The organism is Actinoplanes sp. NPDC049265 (genome assembly GCF_043197135.1).
Classification (GTDB): Bacteria; Actinomycetota; Actinomycetes; order Mycobacteriales; family Micromonosporaceae; genus Actinoplanes.
In genome coordinates, this window is the sequence record NZ_JBICSP010000013.1 from 112,055 (window position 1) to 132,288 (window position 20,234).

19 protein-coding genes are annotated in these 20,234 nt (G+C 69.8%); 11 read left to right on the top strand and 8 right to left on the bottom strand.

Annotated features, from left to right (window positions below; all coding sequences use genetic code 11):
• Positions 1-316: 316 nt before the first annotated feature.
• The 5 genes from ACGFIO_RS28250 (at position 317) to ACGFIO_RS28270 (ending at position 4,498) form a co-directional block, all read left to right on the top strand.
• The gene (locus tag ACGFIO_RS28250; RefSeq protein ID WP_392830173.1) at positions 317-973 is read left to right on the top strand and encodes a GAF and ANTAR domain-containing protein; all 657 of its coding nucleotides are present in this window, start codon (positions 317-319) and stop codon (positions 971-973) included.
• Between the two features lie 41 nt (positions 974-1,014).
• Complete coding sequence (locus tag ACGFIO_RS28255) at positions 1,015-1,740, top strand: GAF and ANTAR domain-containing protein (RefSeq protein WP_392830175.1); 726 nt, start codon at positions 1,015-1,017, stop codon at positions 1,738-1,740.
• A 725-nt stretch (positions 1,741-2,465) separates the two neighbouring features.
• A complete protein-coding gene (locus ACGFIO_RS28260) occupies positions 2,466-3,200 on the top strand; it encodes an ANTAR domain-containing protein (protein ID WP_392830177.1) in 735 nt (244 codons plus the stop codon).
• 114 nt (positions 3,201-3,314) lie between these two features.
• A complete protein-coding gene (locus ACGFIO_RS28265; RefSeq protein WP_392830179.1) occupies positions 3,315-3,488 on the top strand; it encodes a hypothetical protein in 174 nt (57 codons plus the stop codon).
• Positions 3,485-4,498, top strand: a complete 1,014-nt coding sequence (locus tag ACGFIO_RS28270; protein WP_392830181.1) for a glycosyltransferase family 4 protein — start codon at positions 3,485-3,487, stop codon at positions 4,496-4,498. The genes ACGFIO_RS28265 and ACGFIO_RS28270 overlap by 4 nt, the downstream gene beginning before the upstream one ends.
• A gap of 20 nt (positions 4,499-4,518) precedes the next feature.
• Here ACGFIO_RS28270 and ACGFIO_RS28275 read toward each other — a convergent pair whose 3' ends face one another.
• Both ACGFIO_RS28275 and ACGFIO_RS28280 read right to left on the bottom strand, forming a co-directional pair.
• Positions 4,519-5,616, bottom strand: coding sequence for a glycosyltransferase (locus ACGFIO_RS28275; RefSeq protein ID WP_392830183.1), 1,098 nt, complete (start codon positions 5,614-5,616; stop codon positions 4,519-4,521).
• 47 nt (positions 5,617-5,663) lie between these two features.
• A complete protein-coding gene (locus ACGFIO_RS28280) occupies positions 5,664-6,785 on the bottom strand; it encodes a glycosyltransferase (RefSeq protein WP_392830185.1) in 1,122 nt (373 codons plus the stop codon).
• A gap of 499 nt (positions 6,786-7,284) precedes the next feature.
• Here ACGFIO_RS28280 and ACGFIO_RS28285 point away from each other — a divergent pair, with 499 nt between their 5' ends.
• The 3 genes from ACGFIO_RS28285 (at position 7,285) to ACGFIO_RS28295 (ending at position 8,351) form a co-directional block, all read left to right on the top strand.
• On the top strand, positions 7,285-7,443 hold the full coding sequence (locus ACGFIO_RS28285) for a hypothetical protein (RefSeq protein WP_392830187.1): 159 nt from the start codon (positions 7,285-7,287) through the stop codon (positions 7,441-7,443).
• 31 nt (positions 7,444-7,474) lie between these two features.
• Entirely contained in the window at positions 7,475-7,927 is a 453-nt protein-coding gene (locus ACGFIO_RS28290; RefSeq protein WP_392830189.1) for a DUF5994 family protein, read from the top strand.
• 184 nt (positions 7,928-8,111) lie between these two features.
• A complete protein-coding gene (locus ACGFIO_RS28295) occupies positions 8,112-8,351 on the top strand; it encodes a hypothetical protein (protein ID WP_392830500.1) in 240 nt (79 codons plus the stop codon).
• Between the two features lie 131 nt (positions 8,352-8,482).
• Here the strand turns inward: ACGFIO_RS28295 and ACGFIO_RS28300 are convergent, their stop codons facing one another.
• From ACGFIO_RS28300 to ACGFIO_RS28310, 3 genes are all read right to left on the bottom strand, one after another.
• A complete protein-coding gene (locus ACGFIO_RS28300) occupies positions 8,483-8,707 on the bottom strand; it encodes a hypothetical protein (protein ID WP_392830191.1) in 225 nt (74 codons plus the stop codon).
• Positions 8,708-8,890: 183 nt separating this feature from the next.
• Positions 8,891-9,859, bottom strand: coding sequence for a nitroreductase (locus ACGFIO_RS28305; protein WP_392830193.1), 969 nt, complete (start codon positions 9,857-9,859; stop codon positions 8,891-8,893).
• A gap of 338 nt (positions 9,860-10,197) precedes the next feature.
• On the bottom strand, positions 10,198-10,476 hold the full coding sequence (locus tag ACGFIO_RS28310; RefSeq protein ID WP_392830195.1) for a hypothetical protein: 279 nt from the start codon (positions 10,474-10,476) through the stop codon (positions 10,198-10,200).
• A gap of 480 nt (positions 10,477-10,956) precedes the next feature.
• Between ACGFIO_RS28310 and ACGFIO_RS28315 the strand changes: the two genes are divergently transcribed.
• The 3 genes from ACGFIO_RS28315 (at position 10,957) to ACGFIO_RS28325 (ending at position 13,742) form a co-directional block, all read left to right on the top strand.
• Complete coding sequence (locus ACGFIO_RS28315) at positions 10,957-11,160, top strand: cold-shock protein (RefSeq protein ID WP_392830197.1); 204 nt, start codon at positions 10,957-10,959, stop codon at positions 11,158-11,160.
• Positions 11,161-11,497: 337 nt separating this feature from the next.
• The gene (locus tag ACGFIO_RS28320) at positions 11,498-13,315 is read left to right on the top strand and encodes a GAF domain-containing SpoIIE family protein phosphatase (RefSeq protein WP_392830199.1); all 1,818 of its coding nucleotides are present in this window, start codon (positions 11,498-11,500) and stop codon (positions 13,313-13,315) included.
• Positions 13,316-13,403: 88 nt separating this feature from the next.
• The gene (locus ACGFIO_RS28325) at positions 13,404-13,742 is read left to right on the top strand and encodes an STAS domain-containing protein (RefSeq protein WP_392830201.1); all 339 of its coding nucleotides are present in this window, start codon (positions 13,404-13,406) and stop codon (positions 13,740-13,742) included.
• A 118-nt stretch (positions 13,743-13,860) separates the two neighbouring features.
• Here ACGFIO_RS28325 and ACGFIO_RS28330 read toward each other — a convergent pair whose 3' ends face one another.
• The 3 genes from ACGFIO_RS28330 to ACGFIO_RS28340 all read right to left on the bottom strand — a co-directional run bounded on the left by ACGFIO_RS28330 (position 13,861) and on the right by ACGFIO_RS28340 (position 20,204).
• Positions 13,861-17,634 (bottom strand): hypothetical protein, encoded by a 3,774-nt coding sequence (locus tag ACGFIO_RS28330; protein ID WP_392830203.1) that lies wholly within the window; start codon positions 17,632-17,634, stop codon positions 13,861-13,863.
• An 84-nt stretch (positions 17,635-17,718) separates the two neighbouring features.
• Positions 17,719-18,027: a trypco2 family protein gene (locus tag ACGFIO_RS28335; protein ID WP_392830205.1), complete on the bottom strand. Its 309-nt coding sequence runs from the start codon at positions 18,025-18,027 to the stop codon at positions 17,719-17,721.
• A gap of 158 nt (positions 18,028-18,185) precedes the next feature.
• Positions 18,186-20,204 carry an NPCBM/NEW2 domain-containing protein gene (locus ACGFIO_RS28340; RefSeq protein ID WP_392830207.1) on the bottom strand — a complete coding sequence of 673 codons (2,019 nt, stop codon included), beginning with the start codon at positions 20,202-20,204 and terminating at the stop codon, positions 18,186-18,188.
• Positions 20,205-20,234 lie beyond the last annotated feature (30 nt).

The following is a 20,234-nucleotide window of genomic DNA, read 5'->3' on the forward strand; positions in this document are numbered from 1 at the left end:
GTCGGGCCTCCGGCGTCTCCTTGAGCGAGAACGTTCCGGCCCGCCCGAGCAGACCCACTCCGCCCGAGCCGCGACGTGGACGCCTTCGTGGCGGTAGGGTGTGGCCTACTGGAAACTTTCGGACGCGCTGCTGCCCTGGTCCTCGGCGGTTTCCCCGAGACAGGGAGAAGTTCAGCGATGACAAGCCGCTCACACCCGCCCGCCGCCGGGTTCCCACGCGACGGGCTCCTCAGTGACCGTCGTCGTGGATGAGCCCACCGTCCGGGTGGCTCGGCTAGTCGCGGACGAGCCGGCTCGGCCTGGTGATCGCGACGGCGTGACCGGAACGCTACGGCGGTTGTGCAGGGCCGCCGAACGGGCTCTGTCCGCCTCGGGCGCCGGCGTCTGCGTGCTGGCCGCCGGCGGGCTGAGAGGGGTGGCCGCGGTGTCGGCCCCGGCTTACGAACCGCTCGAGGACCTGCAGTTCCTGCTGGGCGAGGGCCCCTGCCTGGACGCGTTCATCAGTCGCCGGCCCGTCCTCGTGCCCGACCTCTCGGTCGGGACGACAGGCCGATGGCCCGGTTACGCGCCGGCGCTTCACGACCGGGGTGTCCGAGCCGTGTTCGCCTTCCCGCTGCAGATCGGCGCGGCGCGGCTGGGTGCCCTCGACATCTTCCGGGACGAAGTGGGCCCCTTGACCGACGATCAGTTCCGGGACGCGTTGACCTTCGCCGACATCGCGGTCACGACCTTGCTCGACGGTCAGGCGCGGGCCGCGCCCGGGAGGGCCGCCGACGGACTGGACGACGAGGTGGTGGGACAGCGGGCCGAGTTGTTCCAGGCGCAGGGAATGGTGGCGGTGCAGTTGGGCGTCTCGTTGGCAGACGCGTTGGCCAGGCTCCGCGCGTACGCCTACGCCGAGGACAAGGCTCTGGGTGACGTGGCACGCGACGTGGTGGCGCGTAGGGTTTCATTCGATAGCGGCCAGTCGTGACCGCCGTCGGTCCGGTATTCGGAGAAGGGCGGTAGACCGCAGTGACCACCGTTTCCGCCGAACGGCTCGCGACGCTGTTCGTCGAGGTCGCCGACACGCTCGTCGACGACTTCGACGTCGTGGAGTTCCTGCAGATGCTCACCCAGAGCGTGGCCGGCCTGTTCGGAACGGCTGAGGCCGGGTTGATGCTCGCGGACGAGCGCGGTCGGTTGACCTTCATGGCGGCCTCCGACGAGAGCGCCCGGCTCATGGAGTTGTTCCAGCTGCAATATGGTGACGGGCCGTGCCTCGACGCTTTCCGCACGACCCGGCCGGTGACCAATGTGAACCTGTCCGAGGCCACGCGGAAATGGCCCGAGTTCGCGCCCCGCGCCACCCAGGCCGGCTTCGAGTCGGTGCACGCCTTTCCGCTACGCCTGCGCAAGGACATCATCGGTGCGATGGGCGTGTTCGCCCGCGCCACCCACCTGGACGGGGCGGACATCACCATAGTGCAGGCCCTGGCTGACGTCGCCGTCATCGGCCTCCTGCAGGAACGCGCCATTCACCGCGGCGAGTTGCTCACCGGCCAGCTGCAGGGTGCCCTCAACAGTCGCATCGTCATCGAGCAGGCGAAAGGCATCGTCGCCCAGTCGCGCGGAGTGAGCCCGGACGACGCGTTCATCCTGATCCGTGACTTCGCACGGCGGAACAACCGCCGCCTCGGCCAGGTCACCGAGGCCATCATCACCGGCCTGCCCAATCTCCCTGATCTGGGCAGTCACTGATCGTTCAGGCGGATGGCGCCGGCGGCGGCGCGACGGTGATCCTGCGGGCCGACCGTGTCCCCCCTATGACGGCGGCCCGCAGGACCGACCGGCTTGCGAGGAAAGCTCGGGTCGGCATTCGAGCTGACCGGCCGCGGCGATCCGCCGGTTCAGGCTGGCGAAGTCACTGCCGGCGGTCTTCGGCCGCTGTCTAGCAGATGCGCTCATGGCGCGACTCCTAAGGACCAGCTGAACGGCGCGTCGAGGGCCGCTCTGCATGAAATATGACGAGAAGGCCGCGGAGTCTGGACGGCCGGCGCATCTCCGTCCGAGACGGAGAGTGCTGTCTGCGAACGATACCCGTTCAGCGAGGCGGTAACCAGATCGCCCGAGGCTCGAGTGGCCGAGCGACGACCGGGCCGGACGGCGCGAAACGCACGATGGAAATACCGCCCCGCGAATGAACCGGGTACCCCCCGGCGCCACCGTGGTCGACGGAGCACGCGTGGCCCCGATCGGCCGACGGATCTTGGCTGGCGGCGGGAGCTCCCGCCACGCTGCGTCGATGCCTGGCCACGTCACGGCGTATAGTCTCCGTGGACGCCGAGACGTTTCCTTCCTCGGTGTTCGGTCGCCCCAGCCCCCGGCGTCGCGTGCCATCCACACGGCCACGGGAGCGTCATGTCGCCATTCAGCATCACGGGTCGTCCAGCGCCGACGGGGCGAGCCGCCGGGCAGCCACCGTCATGACGGCCCTGTCCACCAGCCAGCTGTCGAAGATTTTCGTCGAGGTCGCCGACACTCTCACCGATGATTTCGACCTCCGCGACTTCCTGCACATGCTCACGGTCCGCACGGCCAGCCTCTTCGGCGCCGCCGCCGTCGGGATGCTGCTCGCCGACGACCGGAACGAGCTTCAGTTCATGGCGGCCTCGCAGGACAACGCCATGTGGCTCGAGCTGTTCCAGGTGCAGAGCCACGAAGGCCCCTGTCTCGAGGCGTTCCGCACCGGCCGTCCGGTGGTCAACGCCGACCTGCCCGCGGCGTCCGGCCGCTGGCCGCTGTTCGCACCCCGCGCGGTGTCGGCCGGATTCCAATCCGTGCACGCCTTCCCGCTGCGGGTGCGGCGGGAGATCATCGGGGCCTTGAACGTCTTCGGAGCGACGCTGGGAGCCGGTTTCGACGACGCCGACATGCCGATCGTGCAGGCCCTGGCCGACGTCGCCGCCATCGGACTGCTGCACCAGCGTGCCCTGCAGCGCGCGCAGACCCTGACCGACCAGCTTCAGCGCGCTCTCGAGAGCAGGATCATCATCGAGCAGGCCAAGGGTGTGATCATCCGCGCGTTCGACGTCGGCCCGGACGAGGCGTTCCGATTGATCCGCTCCTACTCCAGGCGCCGGAACATCCGCATCGCCGACCTGACCGCGGCCATCGTCTCCGACCCGGCCAACGTCCCCGACCTCACCGCGGTGAACTGACCTCGCCGCCGGGCACCGCGGGTCGAGTCACGGCGGCAGGCGTACGATGATGACCGTCGCTCCAGACTCCGGCGGCCTCGTCTCGCGCCGCAAGGTGACTCCAGGAAGCAGACAATGACCATATCCAAAGCAGATGTCGTCGCCATTCTTCGTGCACGTGGTCAGCACGACCGGGCCGGCTTCGTCGACCGGGAGCTACCCGATCGCATCGACCCTTCCCGGCACAGCGGTCTGCTGGCCATGCTCCACATTGATCTTGCCGGGCTGGCCGGATCCGAGACCGCGTGAGGATCGGCCTCCTGGGGCCGGTGGCGTGGCGGACCCCGCCACGGGCGTACGGTCCCTGGGAGCAGGTGACCGGCCTGCTCGCGGACGGCCTCGTGGCCACGGGGGTCGACGTCACCCTCTTCGCGACCCTGGATTCGATCACCACAGCCCGGCTCGACGGCAAGTGCCCACGCGGGTACGCGGACGATCCGTCGACGGACGGCCGGATAGCCGAGGCGATGCACGTCTCGCACGCCCTGGCCCGGTCGCCCGAATTCGACGTCATACACAGTCACCTCGACTGGCTCCCCCTGGCCTTCGCGCAGCACTGCCGCGCACCTCTGCTCACGACCGTGCACGGTTTCTCCAGCCCTCGGATCCTGCCGGCCTATCGGGCGAGTGGCTCCTCGTTCGTGTCGATCTCGGACGCCGACCGGAGCCCGGACCTCGACTATGTCGCGACGGTGTACCACGGCGTCGACGTCGACGGACTCCCGTTCAATCCCTCCGGGGGATCAGGTCTGGTCAGCTTCGGCCGGATCCACCCGGACAAGGGCACCGCCGTGGCGATCGAGATCGCCCGCCGGGCCGGACGTCAGCTCACCCTGTGCGGTCCGATCCAGGACGAGCGGTACTTCACCGAGGAAGTCGCGCCCCACATCGACGGTGACCGGGTCGTCTTCCTCGGCCCGGTGGGGCCGCAGCGCCGCAGCGAGATCCTCGGCGGCGCGGCGGCCCTTCTGCATCCGATCGACTTCGACGAGCCGTTCGGTCTGTCGGTGGTGGAATCGATGATCTGTGGCACGCCGGTCGTCGCTTACCCGCGTGGCGCTCTGCCCGAGATCCTCGACGAGGGCGTCACCGGTCGTCTCGTACGCGACGTCGACCAGGCCGTCGCGGCCGTGCACTCGGTCCACACGATCGATCGGGCCGGCTGCCGCACGCGGGCCCGCGAACGCTTCAGCGCCGGCCGGATGGTCGCCGACTACCTGGCTGTCTACGAAAGGCTGCTCGACGACGGCGGGCGCTGAACCCGCTCACGGCCGGAGAGTCACCCCGAAGGCACCGCCTCATGGGCACGCCGGCCTGGCAAGCCAGGTGACGGCACTGTATCGAGACGGTCCTGAGGCGAATCCGGCGAGGGAGACGCCAGCACCCGCGCCCGCGCGCTTCCGTACTGCAGGGTCGAGATGAGCGCCAGGGTGGACTCGGCGCCCTGGTTCAGGTTTGGTCCACGAAGCGTCAGCCCGTCGTAGCCGCCACCGGTCGCCGAATCCCACATCGGCTCGCCGATGTCGTTGGCGCCCAAGAACCAGTCAACGGACTGGCGTAACCCGACGTGCCAGGCGGGGTCGCCGGTGACGACGGCCGCGGTGGCGCAGGCATCAGCCAGGGCCGCCACCTCGATCGGTTGCTGGTCGTGGCGCAGCCTGGGGCCGCCGGATTGCCAGCCCGACGACGGCAGCACCGAGAGGTGGTTGTCGCTGGTCTGGATGTGCAGCAACCAGGTCAGCATCCGCAGACCGGCGGCGAGTGCCGGCGGATCGTCGAGGAGGTCACCCGCGACGATGAGAGCTTCGGCGAGGGCGGCGTTGGCGTAGCTGAGCCGTTCCTCCGGCCACGGCCAGCCGGGGTCGGCGCCGGGACGGCCGATGACGGCGACGGCGGCGGAGAGAAGCTCGGCCGCCAACGCGTTGCCGGGGTCGGCACGGAGCACTTCAGCGGCCCCGAGCGCGGCGAAGGCCATGGCCCGCGGGGCGGTGGCCCGGCACCAGACGCTCCGGTCGAAGGCGAGGAGGGCTTCCCGGCGGATCCACGGAACCGGGCTCCGGGCGGCGGCGACGCCGAGGCCCCACAGAGCGCGCCCCCACCAGTCGCCGAGGCCGGGCTGGTCGGTCCAGGCGCGGTTGAACCCGAGCCGGTTGTGGAAGGCGCCGTCGGCGTCCTGCGCGTGGGTGAGAAAGGTCAGATAGCACTCCGCGAGCCGGATCACCTCGGCGGACGGGACGGGCTCGCGGCTGGCGACGACCAGTCCGCGGGCTACGTCGTCGGTGCAGTAGCCGTGCTCGCGGCGGGCCGTGGCGTGGCGGGCATGCTCGAAAAGGCCGGTGTCGTCGGTGAGCCGAGCCAGGTGAGCGAACGTGGGCACAGGAACGTCCCAGTCCGCGCTGGGCGCCACGGTCGTTGTGCGGACGATCACGCGCCGGCCACGGCGACCGGGCGGGCGGTGATGAGGGTCGCGGCAAGGTGGTGGTACCGCCGCGCGACGGCCGGCCATTGCCGTGCCGGCTCGGCATGACCGTTGCGCCCGCGCAGCGCGGCGGCCACCTTCGGTTTGGTCAGGATCTTCCGGATCGCGGCGGCCAGGGCGACCGGCTTGCGGTGGGGTACGAGCAGGCCGGGCCCGTCGGTGAGCAGTTCCACCGCATGCGGGAAGGCAGTGGCGACCACAGGGATCCGGGCCGCTACCGCCTCGACGAGGACGCCCGAGGTGACCTGCTCGGTGGAATCGTAGGGCAGCACGATGACATCGGCGGAGCGCACCAGTTGCCCGAGCGCCGCGTCGTCGAGGTAAGCCGCCTCGTAGCGCACCCGGTGCGCGATGCCGAGGGTCGCACCGAGCTGATGCAGGCCCGCTCGGTACGCCTCGCCCTGCAGCTCGATCACTCTGGGGTGGGTTCGGCCGGCCACGGTGTAGACGGGTGCCGGTTCGATGTCCTGCAACAGGGCCAGACCGCGCAGCGCCCACTCGATGCCCTTGCCCGGTCCCAGCAGGCCCCAGGTGAGCATATGTGGCGGTCCCGGCCGGGGTGCCACCACGCCGGCGTAGCCGGAGGCACCGTGCGGGATCACCGATACCTTCGCGGCGTCGGCGGAATAGCCGACGAGCAGCCGGTCATACGCGGCGGTGGTGATGGTGACGACCGCTCCCGCGGCCGCCACGATTTCTTCGAGCAGTGACTTCTGGCTCGGGGAGGGGTGGGTCAGCACGGTGTGCAGGACGACGATGCTCGGCACGGTGAGCCGGTGCAGCACGGACAGGACCTCGCCGCCGTCACGGCCGGGATAGATGCCGTACTCGTGCTGGACGATGGCGACGTCGAAGCTGTTGAGCGCCTCGGCGGCGTCCCGCCAGCCGGCCGGTGTCGTCGCCATCCAGGTGTGCACCACGCCGGGAGCGGGTGTCAGGTCGTCGCTGGTGGTAGCGACACGCACGACGCCGGACCCGTCCAGGTGGGCGGCGAGCGCGGAGTTGAAGGCCGCGAGTCCGCAGTGGGTGGGTGGATGGGTGCTGAGAAATCCGAACCTGATGGTCATGGGCCGTGCCCTTCGGTCATCGGCCCGCGGCAGTCGATCACCGGCCCGGCCTCACGCGATGACGGCACCATCCGGCCAGCGTGTGTGGCGAGCGGCGGGCCGGTGCCGTGGTGGCCCGGCCGGGTCGACGTCGGGTTACCAGAAGACGGTGATTCCCTCGTCGAAATGCTTCGTGAAGAGCGGAGCGCGACGCCGGAGTCTGGGGCGGCAATTGAGAGAGTACGCCCGTGGCCTGAGCCTGGCATCAGGCGCGGGTGACTGATGCCGGAACCGGGAGTCTCACTGTGCCCGAGCGCCCGGCGCAGCGCATCGCCGGTGGCAGCCGGCCTCCCTCGGTGTGATCCGTCGCCGACGCCACCGATGAGCTGCGACAGAACGGTGAGGTGAGGGCTCTGACGTTCACCGTGCGGCAATCAGGAGTACGGTGAGAACGGCACTCCGGACCCTGGTGCTGTGTCTTCTCGCACTGACGACGGATGTCGCGTCCGGAGGGATGAAAATGCTCGTTCTGCTCATCGTTCTCCTTGTGCTCTGGCTCATCCTGACGGTCGTGGGCTTCGCGATCAAAGGGCTGATATGGCTGGCCATCATCGGGCTCATTCTGTTCCTCGGTACGGCGGCGATCGGCGTCATCCGGCGTAGGGCCGTGCGTCGTTAGCCCGCCGATGAGGCGGCGAGAGGTAGCCGCCATGGCACCGACCACCCTGACCGCGCCGACGCGAGCGGCGGATGACGCCGTACGGCTGCGATTGGATCAGGATTCTTCTCGGAAGACCGTCCTCGACGGGGGCTGGTGGCCGCGATCGACGGATGTGGTAGCCGAACTTCCCGGGCTGGTGCAGGCCTTGGCGGGACTACGCGGCGAGATCACGCACGTGCTGATGAACGGTGCCGAGTGGGACCTCCCCCACCCGCGGCGAGCGGCAGTGAGCGGCCGGACGGTGCGGCTCGGTTGGTACACATCCCAGCCGGCGGGACTGATCACCATCATGACCGACTTCGGGAACGACCGCTTCGACCTTCTCGTCGTTCCGCCGGCGGCTACTCGGGCATCGGCCGACGCTGCCCTGGCCGCCGCCGCGGACACCGCCGACCGGCGCCGGACGCCCGACCTGCTGACCGGCATCGAGCACGTCCGGTGACGTCCCGTCGAGCGGGACCGCCCAGGCGGAAGGTTGTTGCGGTCAGCCCCGGCGCGAGAGCGACCATGGCGGTACGCCCCCGGCGTCCCGCTGAGCCGGCGCGATCTCGCATCGCGCCACCCCGCCCACATCCGTCCTCTGTGGATGGTCGCGGCCGGGGCGCAGCTTGTACGGTTACCGGGTGATGGTTCAACGGCACTGGTGGAACGGCAGCAAGACGGCGCGCTTTCGTCGTGACGTCTACATCCGCAGCGACGGGCGCCACTGGGACGTGCTGGTGCAGATCGGCGGGACGGCCGGTCGCTATCGCGTGCAGGATTGCCCGAGCAGCGGTTCGGCCGTGATCGTCGCCGGCGCGTGGCGTGGATCGGACGCCGGCTGGCGGGAGCTGGCGCCGGCCGCGGGCGCCGCGCCCGGCTGCTGACGGCTGCGGCCGGCCAGGTCACCGCACTTGGCAAGAACCTACGTCGCCGCTGCTCCGATATGGTGCGCCCCTCACCCGACCCGCACGACTCCGGCGCCCGGTCCTGATGACACCGGCGACACGGCGCGTCCTCAAACCACGGCGCCGCGAGGCCCGACCTCGATCGCGGCGACACCTCGCCCGTAAAGCACCACGAGCCGGTCACCGTGTCGTGTACGCAACGCTCCGGAATCCTGCGCCAGGATCGTGATCGCGTTCTCCAGCAACTGGTGCTGATCGGAGATGCCGGGCTCGTCGTACGTGATGTCCATGCTGTCGCCACCGACGAGCCTCACCCGCAGCACTGTAGTCGCCATGTTACGAAGCTACTCGGGTTCGGCCGCGGTGAGACCAATCGTGTGACAGCGGCCGGGCGCGACATCGCGACAGGCGACCTCCTCCACGTCGCCTCGCTGGCGGGACCGGGACACGTGACCCTCCGGCGCACAGGCGTCGCCGGCGCCGGCCGAGCCCTGACGCGGGGCGCCGAACCCCCGTCACTACGGACGGTCGATGCTCTCCTCGGCCGGCCGTCGCGTCGTGTGCTGGGCCTTGGGTTCAGTCGCGTACCGCGCCAAGCGCACCATCAAATGGGGGTGGCCGACATCGGGCACCGCACGCCGCAGGGCCGACGCCGCGGCGACACCGGCGATTGGTGCGCTGAAGGGCAGGATCGACACCCCGAGACCGGCGGCGACGAGTGAGCCCGCGGACAGCGCCTCCCCGGCGTGCAGCCAGCTGAGAGGCTCATCGTCCGGGCCATGAATCACCGCGAAGGTCGCCGCCCGGTCATGCTCGCCGGACGTGACGGACAACCGCGGGCCGCCGGCGATCTTGTGGGTGCCGGCCCACTCCGCCAGGGCCGTATGCCACTGCGCGCCGTCGGGCACGGTGTCGCCGTCGGGTGCGGTGGCCGATGCGAGCTCGAGGATCTGGTCCGGGCGCAGCACCGCGAGACCGACGTGCTGCGTCTCGAACGCGACGGCGACGGTCCGGGTATCCGCCTCCTCGATCGGGTCGCCGGTGACCGGGCGGAGATCCGTGTGCCGCTCTTCGATCAACCGCGCCAGCTCCGCGGTGTCCGGGCTCACGGGCGCTTCGCCGTCGATGCACAGCCGCGCCAGATGGTCCGGGTCGCCGGTGTCGGGTAGCCGGGTCACGGTCACCCGCCAGCCGCGGGCGGCGAGGGTGAGGCGGGCGTGGTGCAGAGCGGCGCCGCAGCTGATCACGGTGAGCCGTCCCTCCGGATCGGCGAACCTCGACATCCGGTCGTGGTCGGCGTACAGGTCCACCTGACCGCCGGTCACCCGCCATCGCCACGGCTGCGCGTTGTACGCCGAGGGCGCCCTCCCGGCCGCCACGATCGCCTGGTAGAAGGCTTCGTTGGTGATACGAGGGCCGGCCGGACGGACCGCCGGGCCGCCGGCGTGGGGAAGGACGGAGATTTCCGGACGGTGTGCCGGATCCATCGGTCGAACCGGTGCTGCCAAGGTGCGTTCCCGTCGTCGGGACCAACGCAGGCACGGGCCCAACCCGATGACGAAGGCGAGGTCGGGGCCCACCGAGGCCGGTGAGCTGCAGGCGCGGCACTCGCCGCGACGCATGCCGGCCGGAGCCGGCGCCGCTGACGGAGTCACCGGCTCATATCACTGTACGCCTTCGGAAAGCCGGCGTACCCAGGCGCCGATGGCCGACGATGCGCGGCCACTCACCTCGCGCCCGCCCCGATACCAGGAGCCGCATTGATCTCCTGGAGGACACGGACGACCGATCGCCGTGTCCGCGCGTCAGGCGGCCGCACCGCACATCAGAACGGCGCGGGCCCGCTGCCGGCCAGCGACATCAGCACCTGCGTGGCGAGGAGTTTGCGGCTACGGGTGACGGCGACGCTGCCGATCCGGTCGTACGGGAGTTCCATCTGCAGCCCGTCCTCCGCATCGCGAAGGTCCGCGGTGATCTCGTCCGGACGGAACGTGCCGCCCCAGCCGTTGAGGTCACCATGAGAGTTGGTCTTGAGGGAGGCCATGCCCGAAACGGACGTGCCGCCGGCCAGGATCAGTCGCGCGGGACCCGAATATGTCATCATCGCCATCACCTCTCCAAAGATGTGCATCGTGGGCAGCAAAAGCCGAACGGCGACCCGCTGAACCAGTCGAGCCGCCGTTCGTCGCAGGTGAGGTCGAAGTCCACGGACGTCTCCGCCCGCGCAACCGACACCGCCGCGTTTATCACTTACGTCGAACGACACCAGAACGAAAAATTCCTGAACGGAATTTTGGGTCACCCGTCAGAGACATCAACGGAAATCGAAGCTCGACCTGGCCAACGTAGCACGCCGGCGCCCGTCAGCCCGGATCCGAAATTCAACGCCGTTCGCACCGGGCGAACATCCGTGCTAGCGTACCCATGTTATAGGTTTGATTTCCCAAGACGTTTCCACGCCTGACGGGCATCTCAGCCCATCAGGCTTTTTCCGTTTTGCGCGGAGCTTCGTTTCCGGGATCATCGATACAGCGACAGAGTTTCCGCACGGTGCGGCAACTCGAAATTCGGCAGGAGAAATTCAGTGGTTTCCGGAACAGTGAAGTGGTTCAACGGCGACAAGGGTTTCGGCTTCATCACCCCGGACGGTGGTGGCGCTGACGTTTTCGCGCATTTCTCGGCGATCGCGACCTCTGGTTTCCGCTCCCTGGACGAGAACCAGCGCGTCGAGTTCGACGTGACCCAGGGCGCCAAGGGCCCGCAGGCGGAGAACATCCGCCCACTCTGAGCGAAGCGACCCGGCGACCCGAACACGGGTTCGGCCGGCAATGACGGCGGCCGGCCGCCCCTGGTCGAGATCCGTATCAGCGTGATCTCCCCGGGCCGGTCGACCGCCTTCTTCCTCGTTGCGAAACACCCGGCCCAGCCACTGAACTGTCGTGCGCTGACCCGCCTGCCCGCCTGCGAGACACCAGGCCGTCCACGACACCCGCGCCGGGCGAACAACCGTCCGGCGCGTAGTGGTCCACGGTATGTCAGGATGCGGCAATGTACTCGTGGGACCGCCTGGCGGCGGACGACTCCAACTGTGCCCGGTTGTGCGGTGCACCCACCGAAGAGGTGGCGTGACCCCTCACCAGCCATCGGAGTCCCTGTCCGCCGCGGGCCGCCTCTCGGCGCTGGCCGACACCGGGCTCACCGCTACCCCGGATCCGGCGCTGGATCGGTTCACCGCGATGGTCCGAACCGTCCTGGCCGTACCGGTCGCCCTGGTCAGCCTAGTCGAGGCCGACCGGCAGATCTTCCCCGGCGCCTGCGGGCTCGGGCACCCCTGGCAGCAGCAGCGGCAGACCCCGTTGTCGCACTCGTTCTGCCGGCATGTCGTCGTCACGGCCGCACCGTTGATCGTCGAGGACGCCCGCACCGACCCCCGGACCGCCGGAAATCCCGCGATCGAGGATCTGAACGTCGTCGGCTATGCCGGGATGCCGTTGACCGACGACGCCGGAAACGTCCTCGGCTCGTTGTGCGCGATCGACAGCGCTGCGCGGCGGTGGACCTCTCGCGAGCTCACCGTGCTGGCCGACCTGGCCGCGGCGTGCAGCGACATGCTGCGACTACGGATCGCGACCCGCGCCGCCCGGCAGGGCGAGGACGACCTCCGCAAGCGAAGCGCCACGGCCGACGCGGCATTCAACCGCACCCAGCTGCTGTTGCGCGCCAGTGTCGCGCTGGCCGACACCAGCACCGGCGACGACGTCGTCGGCGTCGTACGCGATCTGGTCACCAGCTCCCTGAACCCCGCCTACGTCGGAGTGTCCCTGCTCGATCCGGCCGGCCGTGTCACCCTGCAGTCCGGCATGTCGCTACCGGCATCCGTCGCGGAGCGCTGGAAACGCTACCCCGGAACCGCGGCCACCCCCTCGGCCCTGGCCGCCCGGATCGGCGCCCCGGTGCTGCTGCCCGACCTGGCCTCGGTGCGGGCGCTGACGCCCGACGCCGCCGACACGTTCACCGAGTTGGGCTGGCAGTCCGCCGCCAGCGTGCCGCTGCCGGGCCTGGGCGGGCCGATCGGCGCGCTCACTTTCGTCTGGAGACAGCCGTGCGTGCTCGATCCGGCCGACCAGGCAGTCCTGGCCGCGCTGGCCGGCTTCGTCGCGCAAGCGCTGCAACGCGCCGACTACCTGTTCTCCCGGGAGAACGTCGCCACCGTGCTGCAACGAGCGATGCTGACCGACCTTCCCGACACAGCGCCCTACGAGGTAGCCGCCCGGTACGAACCGGCCGCTCGCGGGGAGCATGTCGGCGGCGACTGGTACGACGCCGTCCGCCTCGACCCCAGGCAGCTCGCCCTGGTCATCGGCGACGTCACCGGCCACGACATGGGCGCCGCCGCCCGCATGGGCCAGCTCCGCAGCAAACTGCGCCTGCTCCTGATCGACCGCCACGAACCACCCGCCGCGCTCATCCGCCGCCTCGACGCCGCCAACCGCGCCCTCGACGATCGGATCACCGCGACCCTCCTGCTGGCCTACCTCTCCCCGGACGCCGGCGGCCGAGGCCACCAGCTGCGCTGGTCCAACGCCGGACACCCCAGCCCGCTGCTGATCACCGGCACCGGTGTCACCGCGCTCGACGGGCGCGACCCCATGATCGGGGTGCCACACCTCACCCCGCGGACCACCCATACCCATGCCCTACCGGCCGACGCGACCGTGCTCTTCTACACCGATGGGCTGATCGAGACCCGGCGACGCCCCTTCGACGAGTGCGAACGTGAACTCCACGCCGCCGTCGCCACGCTCGGCCACCTGCCGCTTCCCGAGCTCCTGGACACGCTCTACCAACGGTTCGCCGGCAACGACCACGAAGACGACGTCGCCCTGATGGCCGTACGACCCCACGGTGATCAACCGCGAATCTCACAGCTGCGGCGCGCGTGACGGCCGTCCACCGTGGGTACGGTAGGACTATTCAGGCGTCGCGGTGCCCGCAGGCCGAGCCGCACACCCACCGACGCTAGGACACCCGATGCCTCCCGCACCCTTGTGGTCCGCGCGCATCACCACAGCCGGCCAGAGCTGCATCGCCTTTCTCAAGGGCGAGCTCGACATGGTCGCCGCCAAAGCGCTGCGCGACCTGCTGATCACCGAGCTCGACACCCAGGAGACCACCACCGTCGTCGCCGACCTGGCTGACGTGACCTTCCTGGATTCCGCCGCCCTCGGCGCCCTCATCAGCGCCTACCAGCACGCCGACAACACCGGACGCAGGTTCGCCGTACGCAACCCCACCCGGGCCGTGCGACGCATCCTCGAGATCACCGGCGTGCTCGAATTCCTCAGCCTGCCCGAACCCGCACAGAGCTAGGCGAGGAACGGCCGTGCCGGCCTTGCCGGGCGACGGCCAGGTGGGTGCGGCACCGTTCGACGAGGCCGTCGGTGTAGAGCACGACCGCGGCTGCGGGCTCGATGACCACGTTGTTGGACTAACCGGGCTCCTGGTCTCTCGATCGTTGCTCGATGCGATCATGCTCCTCGTGTGTGACCGGTGAAGACGTATCCGACGTTCTCATTCCAAGAACCTGGTACAGGCGACGAGCTTCGTAGGTGTGGATCTCCGATTCGCGGTGCTGGCTGAGGGCGAAATGGTCGGCCGCGAGATTTTCCAACGCCTGAGCCAGTTCGAGTACGGATGTGTCGTCCGGCCGGGCTGCGACCCTGCGGCGGTACACGTCGACGGCTCTCTCGGACACAGACAGCGCCTCGCCGCGCCGGTCGGCCGCGACAAGGTCGGCCGACAGGCTGACCAACGCATTGGCATACCGGTTCTCGAAGATCTCGGGTTGCTTCTCGGCCAGTCGGTGATAGCTGCGGACGGCATCCTCGGTGGCGGCAAGGGCGTCTTCGTCGCGACCAAGTGCCGTGAATCTGTTCGCCATCGTCACGAAGCACATGGCCAGATCCGCTTCATAGCGGTCAGGATCCGCGGCGGCGAGGTCACGATACAGCGAGAGCGCCTCCTGGGCGGTGGTCAATGCCTCGTCGCCGTGGCTGAGGTAGGCCAGATCCTTGGAATACTTGCCCAGCGACCGAGCCAGCTGGGGGCGGATCGGGGCCCGTTCCTGCTCGGTCAGATGGCGGCAGACATCGATGGCGCCCCGGACGACGCCGAGCGCGTCCTCCACCGGCGACAGCGCTTCGAGCCGGTTCGACAATGTCGCCAGCGACCTCTCCAACGCGTGCTCGTACGCGCCCGGGTCGCCGTCGGCCAGTCGGCCGTACCGTTCAACCGCCTCGGTCACGGCGGCCAGCGCGGGCGCCAGCTTGTTTACGGCGGCCAGCCGGTCGGACAAGTCTTCCAGCGACCGGGCCAGGCCCGGCTCGAACGCCCCCGGGTGGGCCCCGGCCAGCCGCCGGTAGACGGCGACCGCCTCCATGATCGTCGCGAGCGCCCCTGGCAGCAGGTTCAGGCTTGCCATGCGGCGGGACAGGGTCTCCAGTGATCCGGCCAGCTCCGGTTCGTACATCGACGGCCGAGTGGTTGCCAGCCGTCGGTAGAGTGTCACGGCCTCACTCGCGGCGGCGAGGGCGTCCTCGAGCAGGCTGAGATCGGCGCGGCGATCGGACAAGACGCCGAGCAGCCTCGCCAGGTCCGGCTCGAACCTGTGCGGCTCCCGGTCAGCAAGTCGCCGATACACCTTGACGGCGGAGTCCGTCGCGTCGAGAGCGGCACGCCCGTGCGACACATTCGCGTAGCGGCTCGACAGGTCGTCGAGCGCTCCCGCCAGGTCGGCATCGTGGCGGCCGGGGTTCGTCGCCACCAGATTCCGGTAGGCGGACACCGCCGCCTCCGACGCGGCGACAGCGCCTTTGTGGTCGTCCAGGGCCGCCCGGCGACCGGCGAGGGTCACCCACGCGCGGGCCAGGTCGGCTCCGTATCGGCCAGGATCGCGCCGGTCCAGACGGCGGAGCAGACGCACTGCCTTCTCGGCCGCGGACCGGGCGGCCTTGTGTTGTCCGGCAGCGACACAGCGCCTCGAAAGCACGCCCAACGACCGGGCGAGATCGCCGGCGCCATCCGCGTTCTCGGCCTGATGGATGTCGGGTTTGGCTCGCGCCAGCCGGCGGTACAGCCCGACCGCTTCCTCCGCCGCGGCCAACGCGCCCGTCGACTGGCCCGCGGCCGCCAACCGACTTGACATCGCGGTCACCGCCGTGGCGAGGCTCGTGTGCGCCGGCACCTCTCGCGGACGCAGTCTCCAGTGCAGGACTCGGAGGATCCACGGTCGGGTCGGCAACTGCCGCCTACGGCCGGCGACGATGAGCTGACCGACTTCGGCCGCACGGTCCGCATGCAGGTGTCCTCCGGCCGGAAACGCCTCGTACAGTGTGGTCAACCGATCAGGGTCGTCGCGGTGACCGTCGATGTACCGGTCGATTCCGGTCGTCAGCGGACGATGCTGGGGCGTCTCGATGGCAACGGCGGCGGCGGTCGCTCGGAGCGTCTCGGTGCCCTCGGCCACGAGCCGCGTGATGATCGGCCGGAGCCGGGGCTGGTGCGCGGACGCCCGGGCGAGCACGGTGAGGGCTTGGTGAGCCTGCGTTGCCGATGCGGCCGGCAGGACTTGGTCCAGAAGGTGCGGGCTGGTGGCCAGGACGGCACCCACGAGGCGCTCGGCCATGAGGTTGGGCAAGACTTCGCCCCATTGCGCACCTCGTTGCGGATAGAGACCGGCGAGCCATTCGGCTACTTTGATACGTCGGTCCTCGTCGGAGTCCCGAAGCCCGGGCACACAGGCGAGGACGCGTAGGGCCTCGTCGAGATCGGTTGCCGGCAGCAGAACCGCCATCGCGATCGCGTACCGCTGGGTCGTCGCGGCCAAGTCCAGGCCGCAGCGCGCGGCCGCACCCGCCCAATATCGAGATTCATGATCATCAAGGACGTCGTTCGTCGCGGCGGCGGGACCCACCGGTTCGTCGACCAGTTGTCCCGCATCGAGGAGACCGGCCACAGCCTGAGCCTGTACCGCCAGGGCGGTCGCTTGGTCGGTCAGATCTGGCATCGGTACGCGATTGGCCGCCGCCGACCAGTCGATGTCCTGGTAGCCGGGCAGGTGGCGCAGCCGGCCGGCGTATGCGTGGACCGCCGTGGTGAACGCCTGCGCCCGCTCAGCGGGGTCCGGATGCAGTGCGGCCAACTCTATGTCGCAGCCGACCTTGTCCAGCGGCAGTGCCCCGTCCAGCCCACGGCGCCACTCTCCGTCCTGACGGGCCAGCTGCAACACCCGCACCGGCGGCAGAAGGGGGTCTCGTCCGGCCAGTGCCCGGTCGAGCATGATCATCTGATCTCGGCGCTGTTCCGCATAGTCCACGACGACCAGCAGCCGCACCGCCACCGTGGAAAGGAACCGAAACGCCTCCGGCCCGGCGTACCGGCCCATGCGCGAGATTTTCCAACCGGCGCCACGGAGTTCCTCGGCGAGTTCGAGGGCGAGCCGGGTCTTGCCCTGCCCGCCCGGCCCGGTTACCAGGGCAACGGACAACGGCTCCGGCGTCTCGCACCACCGGCGCAACTCGTCGAAAGGCTTCTCACGGTTGTGCCGGCGAAACGGCACGGCCCGCACGTCGGCCCGCAACAGGGCCGCCGGCGATAGCGGTTCTGGAAGAAAGGCCTGCAGCCCAGCCAACTCGACCGGCTCGAGGACGGACCGGACGTCCTCGACCTCGGGCCATACCATCTGGGCCACGTCCGGGCCGAACTCCGTGGCGGGCACCACGGTCAGGCGACGGCTCTCGTACCCGTGGGCATCTTCAGACACGATGCCGACCAGGAACCGGTCGACGAATATGCCGGCACCGGACGTGCCGGCCCACCGCGACTGCTGGGATCGCGGGGCAGGTGCGGGCGACGTGTCCACGTCCACGGCGAGGCGGCTCGTCTTGTCGCCGCCGACCGGGTTGATCGTGCCGGACAGATGCTCGACCTCATGGACCTTGTCCGGCGTCACCCGGACCTCCGGGAAGCCGAGTGCCTCGCAGCGGATGCCCGCTCCGGAGGACACCAGCATCCCCCACGGCACCGACGGGACCCCGGACATCGGATCTCTCTGCCTGGTTCCCTGGTCGATGATCCGCAAGAGGGCGGTGTCCGCAGCTTGGTCCCGGACCGCTACCCGACATTTGACATTGTCGCTGTGGCCGAGGAAACGCACCCATGCGTCGGTGCCGACCCCGCCGACGACATGCGCCGCGGTCAGCACGAGCCGGTCCCTTACCAGGGTGCCCGAACCACGCAGTGGCGGCGCGTAGACCTCACAGGCTCGTTCGCGCGTCACCACGCCCGGTCACCGGTCCGGAACTGTGTCCGCCCGGCCCGATACCTGCGGTGCCCGCCCTGTCGCGAATTCCTTGGGCTGCAGGGTGACCTTGACGCGATGCGTCGACTCCTGCGAGACGGCGCCATCGACCCCGACGGTGACGATGCCGAACTGCACGCCGGCCCGCCCTCCGCCGGTGCGCCGGGCGACGAGGGAGAACTCCATCTCGATCGTTCCGACGTCGAACCGTAACGCCTCGTCCGATCCGTTGTCCTGCGCGATCGTCAGCTCATCGCGAAGAAGCTGAACCGCTTCCGCCAGACCGATCCATTCCACGACAGGCTGCCCCTTTGCATCGACGCGTAGCACTCTAGCGAAGAGAAACCACAACCGGTAGCGGGACCGACCCGGCTGGTAACCGCGCTGTTCGCGTGGCCGACGAGGAAGCGGGCCACGTCCCACGCCCCGGCCGCGGCGATCAACGGCCGAGTGCGTCAGGAGCAGGTGATGCGGATGCCGGCCCAGTCAGCGTGGTCGCTGTCGGGGGTTCCGTTGTCGGTCACCACGAGCCGGAGCGTCTGCGCACCGGTCAGGTCGGCCGTCAGTGGCTTCGCCGGGTCGGCCGAGGTCATCGGGCCGCTGTCGGCCTTCAGCGTCGAGCCCGTGTAGATCTGGAACGTGGCGTTGGCCGGGCTGTTGTCCTTCTCGTCGTCGATGCCGACGTCGGCCCGCAGACCAGTACACGTGCCGCCGAGGTAGTAGTCGAGCTCGCTCGGCGCGTTGGTGCCCAGGCCTTTCGGGTACGTCGCACCGTTGATGGTGATGGTGTGTCCGTCACGGGGGGCGGTCTCGCCGTTGCTCATGTCCTTCTCGACCGGTCCCCAGGCGTTACTCGCCGACAGCCAGGCCAGGTCGGACAGGTAGGTCGTGCCGGTCGGGGGCGGCGCGGCGACGAGGAGCGGCACGATCGTGCTCGTGATGCCCCACTTGCCGGTGCCCCAGCCGTACACGGCGCCGGCCGTGAGCTGGTAGGTGCCGGGGGCGGCGCCGGGCGGCGGCGTGACTTTCCACCGCGTCTTCAAGGTGTGCCCGGTCGGCAGGATCGGCGCGACCGGGCTGGACTTGACGGCGACGCTCCAGCCGTCGGGGGCGGTGAGCGTCGCGGCCGCGTCGCGGACCGGCTGCCGGCCGTCGTCGACGAACGCGGTGCGGACCGTGACCGGCCGGCCCGGCTCGACCAGCACCTGCCCGGCGATGACCGGCGCATCGGGCAGGGTAGCCGAGAGCTGGGTCAACGGCGGATGGCGCCGCCAGTCGCGGCCGGCGACGGAGACGCGGTAGACGGCGGTGCCGTGTGCGGGAACCGTCGCGGCGATGGTGCCCGCGGTCTCGGCGGTGCTGTGCTGCCACAGGTCACGGACGAGATATCCGGCCGCCTTCGGCAGGCCGGCCGAGTGTGCGTCGGTCCGGATCGACGCGGGTGCGTCGGTCTCGTTGTAGAGCGCCACGGCGACGTCGCCGCCGGCGAGGGGCTTGGCGAAAACGGTGAGGCCGCCGGCGTCGGCGATCGGCCTGGCCTGCTTGCCGAGCTTGTCCTGGTCGACGGCGATCAGCTCGGTGTTGGTCAGGATCGCCATCGTCGCGGGGGTGGCCCGGCGCAGGTCGGTGCCGATCAGCAGGGGCGCGGCCATCATCGCCCACAGCGCGAAGTGGGTGCGGTATTCGACGTCGGTCATCCCGCCGTTGCCGACCTCGAGCATGTCCGGGTCGTTGAACGCGCCGGGTCCCGCGTACGGATGAAGGGGTTTGTTCTGGTTGATGATCGATTTCAGGCTGCCCCAGTTGTCGCTGATGTCGCCGGTGGTCCGCCACAGGTTGCCGACCTCCGGCGCCCAGGTCCACGGCGCGTTCACACCCCACTCGCAGATGCTGTAGACGATCGGCCGGCCGGTCGAGGCGAGCGCGTCGCGCATGGCCGAGTAGCGGGCGATGTACTCCTCGGTCGTCGTCGACCCGGCGTTGTTGCAGTTGTCGTACTTGAGGTAGTCGACGCCCCAGTCCGCGAACGTCTGCGCGTCGACCGCCTCGTGGCCGAGGCTGCCCGGATACCCCGCGCAGGTGGCGGTGCCGGCGTCCTCGTAGATGCCGAGCTTGAGTCCCCGGGCGTGCACGTATTCGGCGGTGCCGTCGATGCCGTCGGGAAACTTCACCGGGTCGGGCACCAGCCGGCCGGTGTTCGGGTCGCGCTCGTGGGTCATCCAGCAGTCGTCGATGTTGACGTACTCGTACCCGGCCGCCTTGAGCCCGCCGGCGACGAACAGGTCGGCGGTGTCCTTGATGAGCTTCTCGCTGACGTCGCAGCCGAAGGCGTTCCAGTCGTTGAACCCCATCGGCGGAGTGAGCGTGAGCCCGTTGTCCAGCGCCTCCGCCCGCTGCGGCGGCGAGGCCACGGTGACGACGACTGTGGCGGTGAGCACGGTCAGCGCGGCGGTGACCGCAGCACGGAGACGCATGGCATCTACCTTCCCCCGGCGATGGGAACC